We start from the raw sequence: 15,480 nt of genomic DNA, 5'->3' as shown, positions 1-15,480 counted from the left end.
CGGACGCCCGCCGGGCCGGCGTCCCAGGTCCGCTCTGCAGCGGAGCCGGGGCGCCGGCACGGCGACGGCGCAGCGGGTGTGCCCCCCGTGACGGGTCACGGGAGACGGCGACTCACTTGAGGGCGTCCTTGGCCTTCTGCAGGATCCCCTGCATCGGCACCGGCGGGGTCCCGTACAGCCGGGGGTCACCCGGCGGCAGGATCGGGGCGTCGGCGTTGGCCGCGATCGGGCGGGCGGTCAGCTGGTTGTCGGTGCCGTCCAGCGCCGGCCCGTTGGCCCAGCGGCCGTTGGCGGCGTCCGGCCCGTCGGAGGCGTCGAGGAACGCGTAGGCGAACTCCGGCGGCTCCTCGTCCAGCGGGAAGGCCGCCGGCACCGGGATGTTGTCCAGCCCGTCGGCCTTGAGCTCCTCGGCCGCGGCCAGCCACTGCATCTGGTGGTAGTGGTCCCGGGCGATGAGGAACCGGAGGGTGTCCTTGACGCCCTTGTCGTCGGTCATGTTGTAGAGCCGGCTCACCTGCAGCCGGCCCATCATCTCGGCGGTGGCGTTGTAGTGGAAGTCCGCCATCAGGTTGCCGCTGGCGGTCACGTACCCACCGCTCCACGGGAGGCCCATGCTGTCCCGGAAGTAGGCGCCGCCACCGTTGACGATGGCGTGCTGCGGGTTGCTCTGGCCGTACGCGGCGGCGCTCTCCTTGGAGTGGTCCGCGGAGTCGGGCTTGAGCGGCTGGTGGTCCAGCAGCCGGTCGATCAGCGTCACCAGGATCTCGACGTGCGCCAGCTCCTCGGTGCCGATGGCCAGCAGCATGTCCTTGTACTTGCCGGGGAGACGGCAGTTCCAGCCCTGCAGCAGGTACTGGGTGGCGACGGTCATCTCGCCCCACTGACCACCGAGCACCTCCTGCAGCCGGCGGGCGTAGTTGGCGTCGGGGCCGTCGGGCTTGGCCTCGTACTGCAGGGCGTGGGTGTGCGTGAACACGGGCGTTCTCCCTCTGCGTCGGTCGCTGTCGCCGCCCTCGCGGTGACAACTCACAGATGCCCCTCCCCGGTGTCACCCCCGTGCCGTCCGCTGGCCCGCAGGGGCCGACCTGCCTGGCCCCCTTGCCCCCCGCCGCGAGCTTGCGAGCGGTGGGGGGCACGGGGGTCCTCCATCAGCGGTCCGGCAGGCGCACCACCAGCGTGAACGCGCCGTCGGCATCCTGCGACCAGGCCAGCCGCCCGCCGAGCTCCCGGGTCTGCCGCTGCACCGACCACAGGCCCAGCCCGCACAGGTCCACCGGCGGGGTCGTCCGGTTCAGGTGCCCCAGCACCTGGTCGGCCGGCACCCCCGGCTGGGTGACGGCGAGGTCGACCCACCCCTCCCGCCGGTCCACCCGCAGGCGGACCGGCCGGCCCCCGCCGTGCCGGTGGGCGTTCTCCAGCAGGTTGGTCAGGATCCGCTGCACCCGGGCGTCGGCCACCTCCACGTCGCCCGCGTCCGCGGCCAGCTGGAGGTCCAGCTGGCTGTCCGGCAGCCCCGAGGAGCCCACCGAGGCGCGGACGACGTCGACCAGCAGCCGGACCCCGCGCCGCTCGGGCGCGCCGCCGGTCGCGTCGGCGGTGCGGAGCATCGAGGTGAGGTGCTGCGCCTGGCTGCGCGCCAGTTCCAGCAGCTCCGGCCGGCGGTCGTCGTCGTCGAGCCGTTCCAGCACCGACTCCAGGGCGGCCAGCGGGCTGCGCATGTCGTGGCACAGTGCCCGCACCAGCGCATCGCCGGTGCTCACCGGTTCAGCGGCGGGACGGGGGAGGTGACTGCGCACCACGCGCAGCAGGTCGGTCAGCAGTCCGGGCAGCGTCGCAGGGTGTGTGTCGGCAGCGAGGGTCACGGGCACCTCCGGGAGAGCGGTCGGTCAGCCACGCCGGGCGCAGCTGATCTGTGGGAGTGACGTGGAGGGACTCGACGTCGGTGCCGCTGCTGAGCACCGTCCCCCCGTGGACGTGGTGGTGGTCGACGACCACCCGCTGTTCAGCCGGGGTCTGGAACTGCTGCTGCCCCCGGAGAGCGGCGGGCGGGTCCGTGTGGTCGGCACGACGGACGACGCCTCGGCGGGCGCGGCGCTGGTGCTGCGGCACAACGCCGACGTGGCCGTCGTCGACCTGCACATGCCGCCACCCGGGGGCACCCGGGCGATCGCGGCGATCCGCCGGGCGCGGCCGATGACCCGGATCGTCGCGCTGTCCGGGCTGGCCGAGGCCGACGCCGCCCTGGAGGCGCTGCGGGCCGGGGCCAGCGGCTTCCTGCCCAAGACGGCCAGCCCCGAGGCGCTGGTGCGCCCGCTGCTCGCCGTCCTCGACGGCTGGTCGGTGATCCCCGAGTCGCTGCTGCGCCAGCTGCTGGACGACGCAGCGCCCACCGCGGACCAGGGCATCGCCGCCCAGCTGTCCGCCGACGACCGCCGGCTCTGGCGGCTGGTGGCCGCCGGCACCAGCACCGTGGACATCGCCACGACGCTGCACGTCTCCGAGCGCACCGTGAAGCGGCTGGTGGCCAACCTGCTGCGCCAGCTCCGCGTCTCCACCCGGGTGGAGGCCGCCGCTCTCGCCGGTCGGGTCGGACTCGACTCGACCGGGACGGGACCGGTGCGCTGAGCGCCGGAGCGGAGCGGGCATCACGCCCCGGCTACCCGGTGCAGCGCCGCCCATCCGCGGACCTTGCAGTTCCGGTTCGGTTCGGCGCGTCGTGGCTAGGGTCCGCTCATGCCTGCACGGATCGTCCTGCTCGGTGCCACCGGTCACACCGGCGGCCGGACGGCGGCCGCCCTGGCCGCCCGCGGCGCCCGCCCGGTGCTCGCCGGGCGGGACCCGGACCGCCTCGTCCCCCTGGCCGACCGGCTCGGTGGGGCCGCCGGACCGTGGGAGACCGCGGTCGCCGACGTCACCGACCCGGCGTCGGTGCGCGCCCTGCTCGGCGCCGGTGACGTCCTGGTCACCACGGTCGGGCCGTTCCAGCGGCTGGGGGAGGCCGCCGTCGCCGCGGCCACCGACGCCGGCGCGGTCTACCTGGACTCCACGGGGGAGCCGCCCTTCCTGCGCCGGGTGTTCGAGGAGTTCGGGCCGCGGGCGCAGGCGTCGGGTGCCGCGCTGCTGACCGCGTTCGGCCACGACTACGTGCCCGGCGTCCTGGCGGGCGCGCTGGCCCTGGCCGAGGCCGGCGACCGGGCGCACCGGCTGGACGTCGGCTACAGCCTGGACGGCGGGCGGGGACAGGGCTTCTCCCGCGGCACGCTGGTCTCCCTGATCGGCGTGCTGCTGGAGCCGGGGCACGCCTGGCGCGGCGGCCGGCTGGTCGAGGAGCCGGCTGGGGCGCGGGACTGGCGGTTCGACGTCGCCGGCCGCACCCGCCGGGGGCTCGCGGTCGGCGGCTCGGAGCACCTCGCGCTGCCCGGGCTGTCCCCGTCGCTGCGCGAGATCGGCGTGTACCTGGACTGGTTCGGCCCGGCGACGCCGGTCGCCCACCGGCTCGCCCCGCTCACCCCGTGGCTGGGCCGGCTCCCCGGGGCCACGGCGCGGGTGGAGCAGCTCGCCGACCTGGTGGGACGCCGGTTCGCCGAGGCCCCGACCACCCAGGGGGAGACCCGGACGCACGTCGTCGCCGAGGTGCGGGACGCCTCCGGAGCGCGGGTCGCCCGCGTCCGGCTCCTCGGCCCGGACCCCTACGAGCTGACCGCCGAGCTGCTGGCCTGGGGGGCCGTCCGGGCCGCCGGCGGCGGCGTCACCGGCGCCGGCGCCCTCGGCCCGGTGCAGGCCTTCGGGCTCGAGGAGCTCACCGCGGGCGCGGCCACCGCCGGACTGCGGCCGGCATGACCCTGCTCGCCTGCGTCGACGTCGGCTCGACCTGGACCAAGGCGGCGCTGGTCGAGCGCAAGACCGGGCGGCTGGTCGAGACGCGGCAGGCGCCCACGACCCCGGCGGACGTGGTGGTCGGGGTGCTGGCCGCGACCGAGGGCTGGGACGCCCCGGTGCGCGCGTGCTCCAGCGCCGGCGGCGGGCTGCGGCTGGCCGTCGTCGGCTACGAGGAGCTGATCAGCGCCGAGGCCGGGCACCGGGCGGCCCTGTCGGCGGGCGCCCGGGTGGTGCACGTCGCGGCGGGCCGGTTGGACGACGCGGCGCTCGGGCGGCTGGCCGCCGCGGCGCCGGACGTCGTCCTGCTGGTGGGCGGGACGGACGGCGGGGACGCCACCGTGCTGCGGCACAACGCCGCCGCGCTCGCCGGTACGAACTGGTCCGTCCCGGTCGTGGTGGCCGGGAACGTCGACGTCCGGGCGGAGGTCTGCGCCGTCCTCGCCGCGGCCGGCACCCCGGTCACCGCAGCCGACAACGTGCTCCCCGACATCGGGCAGCTGGCCCCGGAGTCCGCCCGCGCCGCGATCCGCGGCGTCTTCCTCACCCACGTCATCGGCGGCGCCCGGTTGTCGGCGGACCCGCGGCTGCGCGCGTGGGTGCGGGCGGTGACGCCGGACGCCGTGCTCGACGGCGTGGCGGCGCTGGCCGAGCTGCGGGCCGGCACCGACGCGCCGGGCGTGCTGGTGCTGGACGTCGGCGGCGCGACCACCGACGTGTACAGCGTGCCGGCCGTCGACGCGGAGCAGGCGTCGCTGCACCGGGCAGCGGTCGGGGTGCCGGCCCGCCGGCGCACCGTGGAGGGCGACCTGGGCGTGCACGCCAGCGCCGGCGCGCTGCGGGAGGCGGCCGTGGCCGAGGGGCTCCCCGACCCCGGGGACGACCCGCTGCCCCTCGGCGAGGCGGCGGCGGTGGTGGCCCTGCGCCGGCACCTGCGGGCCGAGGCGGCCTACGGCCCCGGCGGCGCGAGCGCGCGCGGGGTGGGGCTCGTCGTCCTCTCCGGTGGCGTGTTCCGGCACGCGGCGCCGGCGGCGGTGGACGCCGTGGTGCAGCGGGTGGCGGCCGACCGGGGCGGGGCGGGGAGCGTGCTGGCCGGCGCGCAGGTGGTCGTCGACGGCCGGTACGTGCTGGCCGCGGCCGGGCTGCTCGCCGGGGACGCACCGGCCGCCGCAGCCGGGCTCCTCACCGGCCTGCTCGACGGCTGACGGGAGCCGTCCCCGCCGACCCGGCGCAGTCGGCGGCTGATCGGGAGCCGGTTCAGCCGACGCGGATGCCCAGCTCGGCCGCCATCCCGCCGGCCCAGCCGGCCAGCTGGACCGGGCTGATCGTGCAGCCGCGGAGGTCGGCCACGCCGTCGAGCCGGGTCACCTCCGCGCCCCGCAGGTCCACCGAGCGGCTGCGGGCGCCGCGGAGCACCAGCGACTCCACGGTGCAGTCGACCAGCCGCAGGTCGCGCAGGTCGGCGCCGCCGAGGTCCAGCTCGGCCACGGTGCACCCGGTGAGCGTGACGTCGACCAGGGTGGCGCCGCGCAGGTCGAGGTAGTCGACCTTGACCTCCTGCAGGGCCACCCGGGTCAGCTCGGCGCCGTGGGCGGTGACCGCACCGAACCGCCCGCCGGTGACCACCACGTCCAGCAGCGTCGCGTCGACCAGCGACCAGCCGGCCGCGCGCAGGTCGGTGAGCAGGCAGCTGGACAGCCGGGCCCGGTCGAAGGGCACGCCGGCGAGGTCGCACCCGGTCAGCGCGCACTCGAGGAAGGACCCGCCGGTGGCGTCCCCGGTCAGCTCCAGGCCGGTGTACCGCAGGCCGTCGGCAGTGCCCGCGCCGGTGAGCTCCGGCCCGGGTGCGTCCACCAGCGGCGGGAGGAGGGCCTCGAGGTCGCTCACGTCGATCGGCACGGCACCATCCTCCGCCGTCCCCGGTCCCCACCGAAATGGCCATTTTGGTGGGGGGCCCGGGCTCGGGGGAGGGTCAGCCGTACGGGGTGAGGGTGCCCGCCCACTCGCCGGAGGCGGCCCGGGCGAACCCCGCCACGTCGTCGGCGGCCATGTCCCGGGCGGTGTACCCGCCGCTGCCGGCGCCGACGCAGGCCACCACGGTCGCCAGCCCGGCCCGGCGCTGGACCAGGGACTGCCGGACCTCCCAGCCCACGACGGCGCGGTCCTGCAGCACGGTGTGGCTGCGCACCAGCCACCCCGACCGCATCGCGAACGACCGGGGGCCCGCCACGTGTCCCAGGGCGGTGTAGCGGGCCAGGCCGAGCGGGACGCCGAGCAGCGTCAGCGCCGCCCCGGCGGCCAGCAGCGGCCACCAGCCGGTCGTCGCGAACAGCACGCCACCCGCGGCCACCAGCAGCAGCCCGGGTGTGGTGCCCCGCGCGATGCTGCGCCGGCGGGCGGCGCGGGGGTGCCGGTGCAACGGGCCGGGGTGGTCGACGAGCTCGGCGGAGAGGGCGCGGGCGAGCTCCACCGGCCCGAGCGGCAGCACCTGCCCCCGCCGGGTGGCGTCCCCGAGGCCGGTGACCAGGGCGCTGACCCGGGCCGCGCCGACCAGCCGCATGCCGAGCCCCTCGCTGATGGTGCAGCCCCGGATCCGGTCGATGTCCAGCTCGGTGTGCCGGCGGGTGACCAGGCCACGGACGGCGACGAGCGCCCCACCGCGCCGGAGCAGCCGGAACCGCCAGTTCACCAGGGCGCTGCCGATGATCGACCCGAGGATCAGCAGGAGCAGGGCGCTCACCACCAGCCGGACCACGATCCGGACGTCGGAGACGTCGGGGGACCAGAACTCCGGCACGAACTGGTCGGGCAGCTCCTCGGCGGCCCGGAGCAGGGCGCCGCCGGCGGCCAGGGGCACCGCCAGGTAGCTGCCCACCAGCGGGGCGTAGACCAGCCAGCGGTAGTCGAAGCGGAGCAGCTCCTCCTCCGGCTCGGCCGCGGCGTGCCGGCCGCCGTCGGCGGGGTCCTGCGCCGAGCCGGCCCGGGTGAGCAGCCGGTGCCGCAGCCGGTCGCCCTCGGCGCGGGTGACGCCGTCGATGACCAGCTCCTCCTCGCTGGTCACCGAGCCGGCTGCCGCGTCGATCCGCACCCGGACCAGCCCCAGCAGCCGGTGCAGCGCCGGCGCCTCGACCTCGACCCCCCGGATCCGGTCGTTGGGCACGGTGCGTGCCGACCGGGTGAGCAGCCCGCGGGTGACGACGACCGCGGCGTCCCCGTCGGTGTAGCTGAACCGCCACCAGCTCACCGCCGCGCCCAGCAGCGACAGCAGCGTGACGCCGACGACGAGGGAGACCACCGTGCCCAGGCCGTCACCCAGGCCCTGGGACACCCCGAGGGCCAGCACCGCCGGCACCAGGGCCCGCGCCTGCCGGAAGGTCACGGTGTGCAGCACCAGCACCCACGGCGACGTCCGGCGCCCGACGGGCTCCGGGCCGGTCACGTGGCCTCGTCGCGCACCAGCTCCGCCCGCCGCGCGAGGTCCTCGGCGACCCGCCGGGCGACGTCCACCTCCAGGTGCGGCACCCGGACCGTGCCCTGGGAGGACGCCGTCAGCACCGCGACGGTGGCCAGGCCGAACAGCTGCTGGAAGACCCCGCGGTTGACGTCGACGGTCTGGATCCGGGAGATCGGCACCAGGGTCCAGGTGCGGGTGAGCCAGCCGGTGAGCGTGTAGACCGCCTCGGCGGTGACCTCCCAGCGGTGCACCCGGTAGCGCAGCCGCGGGCGCACCCCGATCGCCACGATGCCGTACAGCAGCACGAACGCGGGGCCACCCCAGCGCAGCAGGGGCACCGCCCAGCCGGCGTCCGCGGGCACGAGGACGATCGCGGTCGCCACGACCACCGCGTACACGACCGTCGCGAGGACCGCCTGCGTCACCCAGAGCCCGATCGCGGAGCGGGACAGCGACCAGGCGGGTTCCCGGACGGGCGCCGGCGGGGGAGCGGACATCGGGTCCATCCTCGCAGTGCCGGCCGGCCGACGGGCCGCACCGCCGGTGGGGTGGCGCCCTGCGTGCCACGATGGACTGCGTGATGATGCCCCAGCAGGTGCCGACCGTCCCCGCCGCCGAGGTGCCCGACGACGCCGTCGTGCTGGACGTGCGCGAGGACGACGAGTGGTCCGCCGGGCACGTCCAGGGCGCGACGCACATCCCGATGGGCGACGTCCCGGCCCGGCTCGGCGAGGTGCCCGAGGGCGATCCGCTGTACGTCACCTGCCGCAGCGGCGGGCGCTCGGCACGGGTGACCGCCTGGCTCAACCAGAACGGCTACGACGCGGTGAACGTGGGCGGCGGCATGGGCGAGTGGGACGCGGCCGGCCGCCCCATGGTGAGCGAGACCGGCCGCCCGCCCTACGTCGTCTAGGCCCCGTCCCGAGGCTCGCCCCGAGCCTGCGAGGGGTGAGGAGGACGGGGTCCTTCTTCAGCCGGTGACCGGGTGGTCGGCGAAGCGGGTGCGCAGGTCCTTCTTGGAGAACTTGCCCACGCTGGTCTTGGGCACCTCGTCGATGAACTCGACCGCGTCGGGCAGCCACCACTTGGCCACCAGCGGGGTGATGTGGTCGAGGATCTCCTGGCCGGTCACGGTCTCGCCCTCCCGGACGACGACGCAGGCCAGCGGCCGCTCGTCCCACTTCGGGTGCGGGATGCCGACGACGGCGGCCTCCTTCACCGCCGGGTGGCTCATGATCGCGTTCTCCAGGTCGACCGAGGAGATCCACTCGCCCCCGGACTTGATCAGGTCCTTGGTGCGGTCGGCGATCCGGATGTTGCCGTGCTCGTCGAGCGCGGCGACGTCGCCGGTGCGCATCCAGCCGTCCGGGGTGGACAGCTCCACGCCCGCGTCGGGCCGGTAGTAGTCCTTCGCGCACCAGGGGCCGCGGACCTGCAGCTCACCGGTGGCCTTGTCGTCCCAGGGCTGCTCCTCCAGGGTGTCCGCGTCGACGATCCGTGCCTGGACGCCGAAGAGCGGCAGGCCGGCCCGGGCCCGCCGCTCGGCCCGGGTGGCCTCGTCGGCGTCGGCCCAGCGGGCCGACAGCGTGCCGCCGGAGGCCACCGGGTGCGTCTCGGTCATGCCCCACGCCTGGTAGAGCGGGAGGCCGACCTGCTCGCGGTAGGCCTCCGACAGCGCCTTCGGCACCGCGGAGCCGCCGCAGCCGATCTTCCGCAGCCGGTGCGGACGGCCGGCCAGGTGCGGCAGGGCCCCCTGGAAGATCGTCGGCACCCCCGCGGTGAAGGTGACCCGCTCGTCGATGATCAGGTCGGCCAGCGCCTGCGGCTGCATCATCGCGCCGGGGAAGACCATCGCCGCACCGGCGGCGGGGGCGGCGTGCGCGATCCCCCAGGCGTTGGCGTGGAACATCGGCACGATCGGCATCGCGACGTCCTCGACGCCGATGCCGAAGCCGTTGGGGGAGACCACGGCCATCGTGTGCAGCACCGTCGACCGGTGCGAGTAGACGACGCCCTTCGGGTTGCCCGTCGTGCCGCTCGTGTAGCACATCGAGGCCGCGGCGTTCTCGTCCGTGGTGCCGAACTCGACCGGTTCGGCGTCGGCCAGCAGCGCCTCGTAGTCGTGCACCCGCGGGTCGTCGGGGACCTCGGCGTCCCCGCCGTCGTCCATCACCACCACGTGGCGGACCGTCGTCATGGTGTCGATCAGCGGCCACAGCAGCGGCAGCACGGTCCGGTCGACGAAGACGACCTCGTCCTCGGCGTGGTTGGCAATGTAGGTCAGCTGCTCGGGGAACAGGCGCACGTTGAGCGTGTGCAGCACCCGCCCGGTGCACGGGGCGGCGAAGTACAGCTCCAGGTGGCGGGCGGAGTTCCAGGCGAACGTGCCCACCCGCCCGTCGGCGCTGATGCCGAGGGCGTCCAGCACCCCGCCCAGCCGCCGGGTGCGGACGGCCCACTCGGCGTAGGTGGTGCGCACCTTGCCGTTGGGGTTGTTCGTGACGATCGGGACGTCGCCGTGGTGCTGCTCGGCGTGCCGGAAGATCGAGTCGATCGTCAAGGGGACGTCCTGCATCAGCCCGCGCATGGCCGCATCGTGCCAGTGACCGAGCTCACGTTCCACCCGTGGCCGCCGCCCGTCGCCGATGTGCCGCTCCACCCCCGGACGAGGGAGCCGGACTCGACCATCGGCGCAGGCCGGGCCCGGGTGAACGGCCCGTTACGCGACCGTGACGATCCAGATCGGGTGACGGGGTTGACGGACCGGGGTTGTTAGCGCTCACACTGTCTCAGCCCGCAGCGGCGGGCCTGCGCCATCAGGGGGCAGATGTCTCGAAGGAGAGATGTGGCAGTGAACAAGAAGCTCGGTCTGACCGCCCTGGGCGCCTCCCTGGCGCTCACCCTCACCGCCTGTGGTGGCGAGGGTGCCGGCAGCAGCAACGACACCGAGAACGCAGCTCCCGAGGACCTCACGATCGGCGTCTCGATGCCGACCGAGACCTCCGAGCGGTGGATCGCCGACGGCGCGAACGTCGAGTCGCAGCTCGAGGAGGCCGGCTACGAGGTCGAGCTCCTCTACGCCGGTGACGACATCCCGACCCAGTCGCAGCAGATCGACCAGATGATCGCCCAGGGCGCCGACGCGCTGATCGTCGCGGCAATCGACGGCACCGCGCTCAGCGCGCAGCTGCAGAACGCCGCCGACCAGGGCATCCCGGTGATCAGCTACGACCGGCTGATCCGGGAGACCGAGAACGTCGACTTCTACGTCAGCTTCGACAACTTCAAGGTCGGCGTCGCGCAGGGCACCGCCCTGCTGACCGGCCTGGGCATCACCGACGAAGAGGGCAACCCGACCGGCGCCACCGGGCCGTTCAACATCGAGCTGTTCGCCGGCTCGCTGGACGACAACAACGCCGGCTTCTTCTTCGACGGCGCCATGTCGGTCCTGCAGCCCTACATCGACAACGGCACGCTCGTCGTCAAGTCGGGCCAGACCGGCATCGAGCAGGCCGCCACGCTGCGCTGGTCGCAGGAGACCGCCCAGCGGCGCATGGAGGACCTGCTGACCTCCAGCTACAACGACGGCTCGGTCGTCAACGGCGTGCTGTCGCCCTACGACGGCATCTCCCGCGGCATCATCACCGCCCTGCAGAACGCCGGCTACGGCCCGACGCAGGACGCGCAGCCCAAGCCGATGCCGGTGATCACGGGCCAGGACGCCGAGATCGCCTCGGTCAAGCTGATCGCCGACAACGTGCAGGACTCGACGATCTTCAAGGACACCCGCCTGCTGGCCGAGCAGGCCGTCGCCGCCGCGACCGCCTACCTCGAGGGCGAGGAGCCGGAGGCCAACGACACCGAGACCTACGACAACGGTGTCAAGGTCGTCCCGTCCTACCTGCTCCCGATCGAGACGGTCTACCAGGACGACATCCAGTCGGTCCTGATCGACTCCGGCTACTACACCGCCGAAGAGGTCGCCGCCGGTCAGACGGACTGACGTCCGTCCCCCAGTCCCGGCCGGGTCCGGCAGCATGCTGTCGGGCCCGGCCGGCTCCACCCCACCTCGAGCCGGACACCGGCCGGGTGGGGTGCCGGCAGGTACACACCCCGAGTGGTCCCCACTCGGCCCACCCACCCCTTGTGAAGACGAGGACGACGGAGTCCATGGACGACAACATCCTGGAGATGCGCTCCATCACCAAGACCTTCCCCGGCGTCAAGGCGCTGGAGGACGTCTCGCTGACCGTTCGCCGCGGCGAGGTCCACGCGATCTGCGGTGAGAACGGCGCCGGCAAGTCCACGCTGATGAAGGTGCTCTCCGGGGTCTACCCGGCCGGCAGCTACGACGGTGAGATCGTGTTCGAGGGGGAGGTCAGCCGGTTCTCCGGCATCCGCGACAGCGAGCACGCGGGCATCGCGATCATCCACCAGGAGCTCGCGCTGGTGCCCTACCTGTCGATCGCCGAGAACATCTTCCTGGGCAACGAGCGGCGCGGCCGCGGCGGCCTGATCAACTGGAACAAGGTCAACGCCGAGGCGAGCGAGCTGCTGGCCTCGGTCGGCCTGCGCGAGAACGCGATCACCCCGGTCGGGCAGCTGGGCGTCGGCAAGCAGCAGCTCGTGGAGATCGCCAAGGCGCTGTCCAAGGACGTGAAGCTGCTCATCCTGGACGAGCCGACCGCGGCGCTCAACGACACCGACTCCGAGCACCTGCTCGGCCTGCTCCGCACGCTGCAGCAGCGCGGGATCACCTCGATCATCATCTCGCACAAGCTCAACGAGATCACCGCGATCGCCGACAACGTGACGATCATCCGGGACGGCAAGACCGTCGAGACGCTGAGCCTGCACGCCGGCGAGGTCACCCAGGACCGGATCATCCGCGGCATGGTCGGCCGGGACCTGGAGTCCTACTACCCCGAGCGCGAGTCGCACCCGGGCGAGGAGGTCCTCCGCGTGGAGGACTGGACGGTCAAGCACCCGACCCAGGAGCGCCTGGTCGTCGACCACGCCAGCTTCAGCGTGCGGGCCGGCGAGGTCGTCGGCATCGCCGGGCTGATGGGCGCCGGGCGCACCGAGCTCGCGATGAGCATCTTCGGCCGCTCCTACGGCCGGCACGTCGGCGGGCGGGTCTTCATGCACGGCAAGGAGGTGCGGACCCGCACGGTCACCGAGGCAATCGACAACGGCATCGCCTACGCGACCGAGGACCGCAAGAAGTACGGCCTCAACCTGATCGAGGACATCCGGCGCAACATCTCCGCCGCCGGGCTCGGCAAGCTGTCCCGGCGCGGCTGGGTGAACGGCAACGAGGAGACCAAGGTCGCCGAGGCCAGCCGGAAGAGCATGAACATCAAGGCGCCCAGCGTCTCCTCGATCGTGGGCAAGCTCTCCGGCGGGAACCAGCAGAAGGTCGTCCTGTCCAAGTGGCTCTACACGGATCCGGACGTGCTCATCCTCGACGAGCCGACCCGCGGCATCGACGTGGGCGCCAAGTACGAGATCTACACGATCATCAACGACCTCGTGGCGGCCGGTAAGGCCGTCGTCGTCATCTCGTCCGAGCTGCCCGAGCTGCTCGGCACCTGCGACCGCGTGTACACGCTGTCCGCGGGCCGGATCACCGGCGAGGTGCCGGTGCGTGAGGCCACCCAGGAGAGCCTGATGGCGCTCATGACCAAGGAGAGGGAGCTCGCAGCATGACCAGGACCGTTCCCCCGCAGGCGGGCCAGACCCCGCCGAACGCGGACTTCACGCCCACCCCGGCCGGGCAGAGCGGGTCCGGTGACATGCGTGAGTTCCTCCGCAGCAACCTCCGGCAGAGCGGCATCTACGTCGCCTTCGTCGCGATCGTCGCCCTCTTCGCGGTCCTGACCGACGGCACCCTGCTCAGCGCCGGCAACGTCACCAACCTCGTCCTGCAGTACTCCTACATCCTGGTGCTGGCCATCGGCATGGTCATCGTGATCATCGCCGGCCACATCGACCTGTCGGTGGGGTCGGTGGTCGCGCTCACCGGTGCGGTCTCCGCGGTCCTGGTCATCGACCGGGGGCTGCCGTGGTGGGTCGGCATCCTGGCCGCCATCGCGGTGGGTCTGCTCGTCGGTGCCTGGCACGGCTTCTGGGTGGCCTACGTGGGCATCCCGGCGTTCATCGTCACCCTCGCCGGCATGCTGCTGTTCCGCGGCCTGACCCTGCAGGTGCTGGACAACGTCTCGCTGTCGCCGTTCCCGGCGGAGTACCGCGACGTGGCCAGCGGGTTCCTCAACGGCCTGCTCGGCGGCTACGGCTACGACGCGTTCACCCTGCTGATCGGTGGCATCGCCGTCGCCGGCTACGCGGTCAGCGGCTGGCGCTCCCGGGCTGCCCGGATCCGCTACGGGCAGCCGGTCGAGTCGATGGCGCTGTTCATCGCCAAGGTCGTCCTCGTCGGTGCGGTCGTCATGGCCTTCGCCTGGCAGCTGGCCAACGCCCGCGGCCTGCCGATCGTGCTGATCATCCTCGGCGTGCTGGCGATCGCCTACGGCCTGATCACCAAGAAGACCGTCTTCGGGCGGCAGGTCTACGCCATCGGCGGCAACCTGTCGGCGGCGACGCTCTCCGGCGTCAAGGTCAAGGCCGTCAACTTCTGGATCTTCGTCAACATGGGCTTCCTGTCCGCGGTGGCCGGGGTCATCTACTCCTCCCGGTCCAACGGCGCGCAGCCGGCGGCCGGCGAGATGTTCGAGCTCGACGCCATCGCCGCGGCCTTCATCGGTGGTGCGGCGGTCACCGGTGGTGTGGGCACCGTGGTCGGGGCCATGGTCGGCGGTCTGATCATGGCGGTCATGAGCAACGGCATGTCGCTCCTGGGCGTCGACCAGTCGCTCCAGTCGGTGGTCAAGGGCCTGGTGCTGCTGCTGGCCGTCGCCTTCGACGTGTACAACAAGCGGCGCGCCGGCGCCGCCCGCTGACGCAGTCGCGGAGCCACCAAAGTCGAGGGCGGCACCGGCGCCGTCCTCATCTCGAGGACGGCAACGGTGCCGCCCTCTGCTGAAGGGGGGACCGTGCTGCCCGATGGAGCGCCGCGCGCGTCGGCTCTGTCCGACGTCGCCGTGCACGCCGGTGTCTCGCACCAGACGGTGTCCCGGGTCGTCAACGGGCACCCGAACGTGGCGCCGGCGACCAGGGAACGGGTGCAGCGGGCGATCGCCGAGCTCGGCTACCGGCCGAACACGGCGGCCCGTGCCCTGGTCACCGGGTCGACCCGCTCGTTCGGCCTGGTGACCTCGCACATCAACCAGTACGGGCCGGCGCAGACGCTGCTCGGACTCGAGAAGGCCGCGCGGGCGGCCGGCTACTCCCTCGGGGTCGCCATCCTCGACGACGACAGCGAGGCGGCGGTGCGCGAGGCGGTCGACCGTTTCGTGGCGCAGTCCGTCGACGCGGTGATCGCGCTGTCCACCTACGGCCAGGCGGTCGAGGCGCTGCGGCGGTTCGAGGCGCCGGTGCCGCTGATCGCGGTGCAGGTGGGCCGGGACGAGTCCCGGCCCACCGTGTGGGTCGCCCAGGAGGTCGGGGCCGAGCTGGCCACCCGGCACCTGCTCGACCTCGGGCACCGGACCGTGCACCACGTCACCGGGCCGCCGGACTCCCTGGAGGCCCGCGGGCGCGTGGCCGGCTGGCGCCGTGCGCTGGTCGCCGCCGGCGCTCCGGTGCCCGAGTGCGTGCACGGTGACTGGTGGCCCAGCTCGGGGCACGCGGCCGGCCGGGAGCTGGCCGCCCGGTTGCGCGCCGGGGAGGACGACCTCACCGCCGTCTTCGTCGCCAACGACCAGATGGCGCTGGGCCTGCTCAGTGCGCTGGCCGACGAGGGGCTGTCGGTGCCGGGCGACGTCAGCGTGGTCGGCTTCGACGACGTCCCGGAGTGCCCGTACTTCACCCCGCCGCTCACCACGGTGCGGCAGGACTTCGCCGAACTGGGCCGCCGCGGTGTCGAGCTCGTGCTCGCCCGGCTGCGCGGAGAACCGCTGGAGTCCCAGCCGGTCCTGCCCCAGCTGGTCGTGCGCCGGTCCACCGGGCCGGCCCGGCGCGCGGTTTGACGGGCCAGTTTGTTAACGCTAACAATCCATCCGGCGCCGCGTCCCGCGGTGGACCGGTTCGCT

The 15,480-nt window shown here is 73.9% G+C and carries 14 protein-coding genes; 8 read left to right on the top strand and 6 right to left on the bottom strand.

Annotation, left to right across the window (positions count from 1 at the left end):
• Positions 1–112: 112 nt before the first annotated feature.
• Positions 113–976, bottom strand: coding sequence for a manganese catalase (locus FB380_RS04960; RefSeq protein ID WP_166754109.1), 864 nt, complete (start codon positions 974–976; stop codon positions 113–115).
• Positions 977–1,148: 172 nt separating this feature from the next.
• Positions 1,149–1,862 carry a sensor histidine kinase gene (locus tag FB380_RS04955; RefSeq protein ID WP_166754108.1) on the bottom strand — a complete coding sequence of 238 codons (714 nt, stop codon included), beginning with the start codon at positions 1,860–1,862 and terminating at the stop codon, positions 1,149–1,151.
• A gap of 106 nt (positions 1,863–1,968) precedes the next feature.
• Here FB380_RS04955 and FB380_RS04950 point away from each other — a divergent pair, with 106 nt between their 5' ends.
• The 3 genes from FB380_RS04950 to FB380_RS04940 all read left to right on the top strand — a co-directional run bounded on the left by FB380_RS04950 (position 1,969) and on the right by FB380_RS04940 (position 5,081).
• The gene (locus FB380_RS04950; protein WP_229681986.1) at positions 1,969–2,625 is read left to right on the top strand and encodes a response regulator; all 657 of its coding nucleotides are present in this window, start codon (positions 1,969–1,971) and stop codon (positions 2,623–2,625) included.
• Positions 2,626–2,733: 108 nt separating this feature from the next.
• A complete protein-coding gene (locus tag FB380_RS04945) occupies positions 2,734–3,840 on the top strand; it encodes a saccharopine dehydrogenase family protein (protein ID WP_166754106.1) in 1,107 nt (368 codons plus the stop codon).
• Positions 3,837–5,081, top strand: coding sequence for a glutamate mutase L (locus FB380_RS04940; protein ID WP_166754105.1), 1,245 nt, complete (start codon positions 3,837–3,839; stop codon positions 5,079–5,081). Before FB380_RS04945 ends, FB380_RS04940 begins: the two co-directional genes overlap by 4 nt.
• Before the next feature lie 52 nt (positions 5,082–5,133).
• Here FB380_RS04940 and FB380_RS04935 read toward each other — a convergent pair whose 3' ends face one another.
• The 3 genes from FB380_RS04935 to FB380_RS04925 all read right to left on the bottom strand — a co-directional run bounded on the left by FB380_RS04935 (position 5,134) and on the right by FB380_RS04925 (position 7,827).
• On the bottom strand, positions 5,134–5,775 hold the full coding sequence (locus FB380_RS04935; protein ID WP_166754104.1) for a pentapeptide repeat-containing protein: 642 nt from the start codon (positions 5,773–5,775) through the stop codon (positions 5,134–5,136).
• A gap of 73 nt (positions 5,776–5,848) precedes the next feature.
• Positions 5,849–7,315, bottom strand: a complete 1,467-nt coding sequence (locus FB380_RS04930; protein ID WP_166754103.1) for a PH domain-containing protein — start codon at positions 7,313–7,315, stop codon at positions 5,849–5,851.
• Entirely contained in the window at positions 7,312–7,827 is a 516-nt protein-coding gene (locus FB380_RS04925) for a PH domain-containing protein (RefSeq protein WP_166754102.1), read from the bottom strand. Before FB380_RS04925 ends, FB380_RS04930 begins: the two co-directional genes overlap by 4 nt.
• Before the next feature lie 83 nt (positions 7,828–7,910).
• Here FB380_RS04925 and FB380_RS04920 point away from each other — a divergent pair, with 83 nt between their 5' ends.
• Positions 7,911–8,243 (top strand): rhodanese-like domain-containing protein, encoded by a 333-nt coding sequence (locus FB380_RS04920; protein WP_166756047.1) that lies wholly within the window; start codon positions 7,911–7,913, stop codon positions 8,241–8,243.
• Between the two features lie 57 nt (positions 8,244–8,300).
• Here FB380_RS04920 and FB380_RS04915 read toward each other — a convergent pair whose 3' ends face one another.
• Positions 8,301–9,917 carry a long-chain fatty acid--CoA ligase gene (locus FB380_RS04915; RefSeq protein ID WP_166754101.1) on the bottom strand — a complete coding sequence of 539 codons (1,617 nt, stop codon included), beginning with the start codon at positions 9,915–9,917 and terminating at the stop codon, positions 8,301–8,303.
• Between the two features lie 264 nt (positions 9,918–10,181).
• Between FB380_RS04915 and chvE the strand changes: the two genes are divergently transcribed.
• The 4 genes from chvE to FB380_RS04895 all read left to right on the top strand — a co-directional run bounded on the left by chvE (position 10,182) and on the right by FB380_RS04895 (position 15,417).
• The gene (gene chvE / locus FB380_RS04910) at positions 10,182–11,333 is read left to right on the top strand and encodes a multiple monosaccharide ABC transporter substrate-binding protein (RefSeq protein WP_229681985.1); all 1,152 of its coding nucleotides are present in this window, start codon (positions 10,182–10,184) and stop codon (positions 11,331–11,333) included.
• A 167-nt stretch (positions 11,334–11,500) separates the two neighbouring features.
• Positions 11,501–13,039 carry a multiple monosaccharide ABC transporter ATP-binding protein gene (mmsA, locus tag FB380_RS04905; protein WP_166754099.1) on the top strand — a complete coding sequence of 513 codons (1,539 nt, stop codon included), beginning with the start codon at positions 11,501–11,503 and terminating at the stop codon, positions 13,037–13,039.
• On the top strand, positions 13,036–14,289 hold the full coding sequence (gene mmsB / locus FB380_RS04900) for a multiple monosaccharide ABC transporter permease (RefSeq protein ID WP_166754098.1): 1,254 nt from the start codon (positions 13,036–13,038) through the stop codon (positions 14,287–14,289). The genes mmsA and mmsB overlap by 4 nt, the downstream gene beginning before the upstream one ends.
• Positions 14,290–14,382: 93 nt before the next feature.
• Entirely contained in the window at positions 14,383–15,417 is a 1,035-nt protein-coding gene (locus FB380_RS04895) for a LacI family DNA-binding transcriptional regulator (RefSeq protein ID WP_166754097.1), read from the top strand.
• Positions 15,418–15,480: the final 63 nt, after the last annotated feature.

The organism is Modestobacter marinus (assembly GCF_011758655.1).
GTDB classification, from domain to species: Bacteria; Actinomycetota; Actinomycetes; order Mycobacteriales; family Geodermatophilaceae; genus Modestobacter; species Modestobacter marinus.
Note: the sequence above shows the minus strand (reverse complement) of the source record. Positions and strands in the feature narration are given on the sequence as shown.

Bases quoted from the DNA above. Each gene is read 5' to 3' on its own strand.
- FB380_RS04945 (WP_166754106.1), top strand. From the start codon at position 2,734: ATGCCTGCACGGATCGTCCTGCTCGGTGCCACCGGTCACACCGGCGGC.
- FB380_RS04940 (WP_166754105.1), top strand. From the start codon at position 3,837: ATGACCCTGCTCGCCTGCGTCGACGTCGGCTCGACCTGGACCAAGGCG.
- FB380_RS04925 (WP_166754102.1), bottom strand. From the start codon at position 7,827: ATGTCCGCTCCCCCGCCGGCGCCCGTCCGGGAACCCGCCTGGTCGCTG.
- FB380_RS04920 (WP_166756047.1), top strand. From the start codon at position 7,911: ATGATGCCCCAGCAGGTGCCGACCGTCCCCGCCGCCGAGGTGCCCGAC.
- FB380_RS04915 (WP_166754101.1), bottom strand. From the start codon at position 9,917: ATGCGCGGGCTGATGCAGGACGTCCCCTTGACGATCGACTCGATCTTC.
- mmsA (WP_166754099.1), top strand. From the start codon at position 11,501: ATGGACGACAACATCCTGGAGATGCGCTCCATCACCAAGACCTTCCCC.
- mmsB (WP_166754098.1), top strand. From the start codon at position 13,036: ATGACCAGGACCGTTCCCCCGCAGGCGGGCCAGACCCCGCCGAACGCG.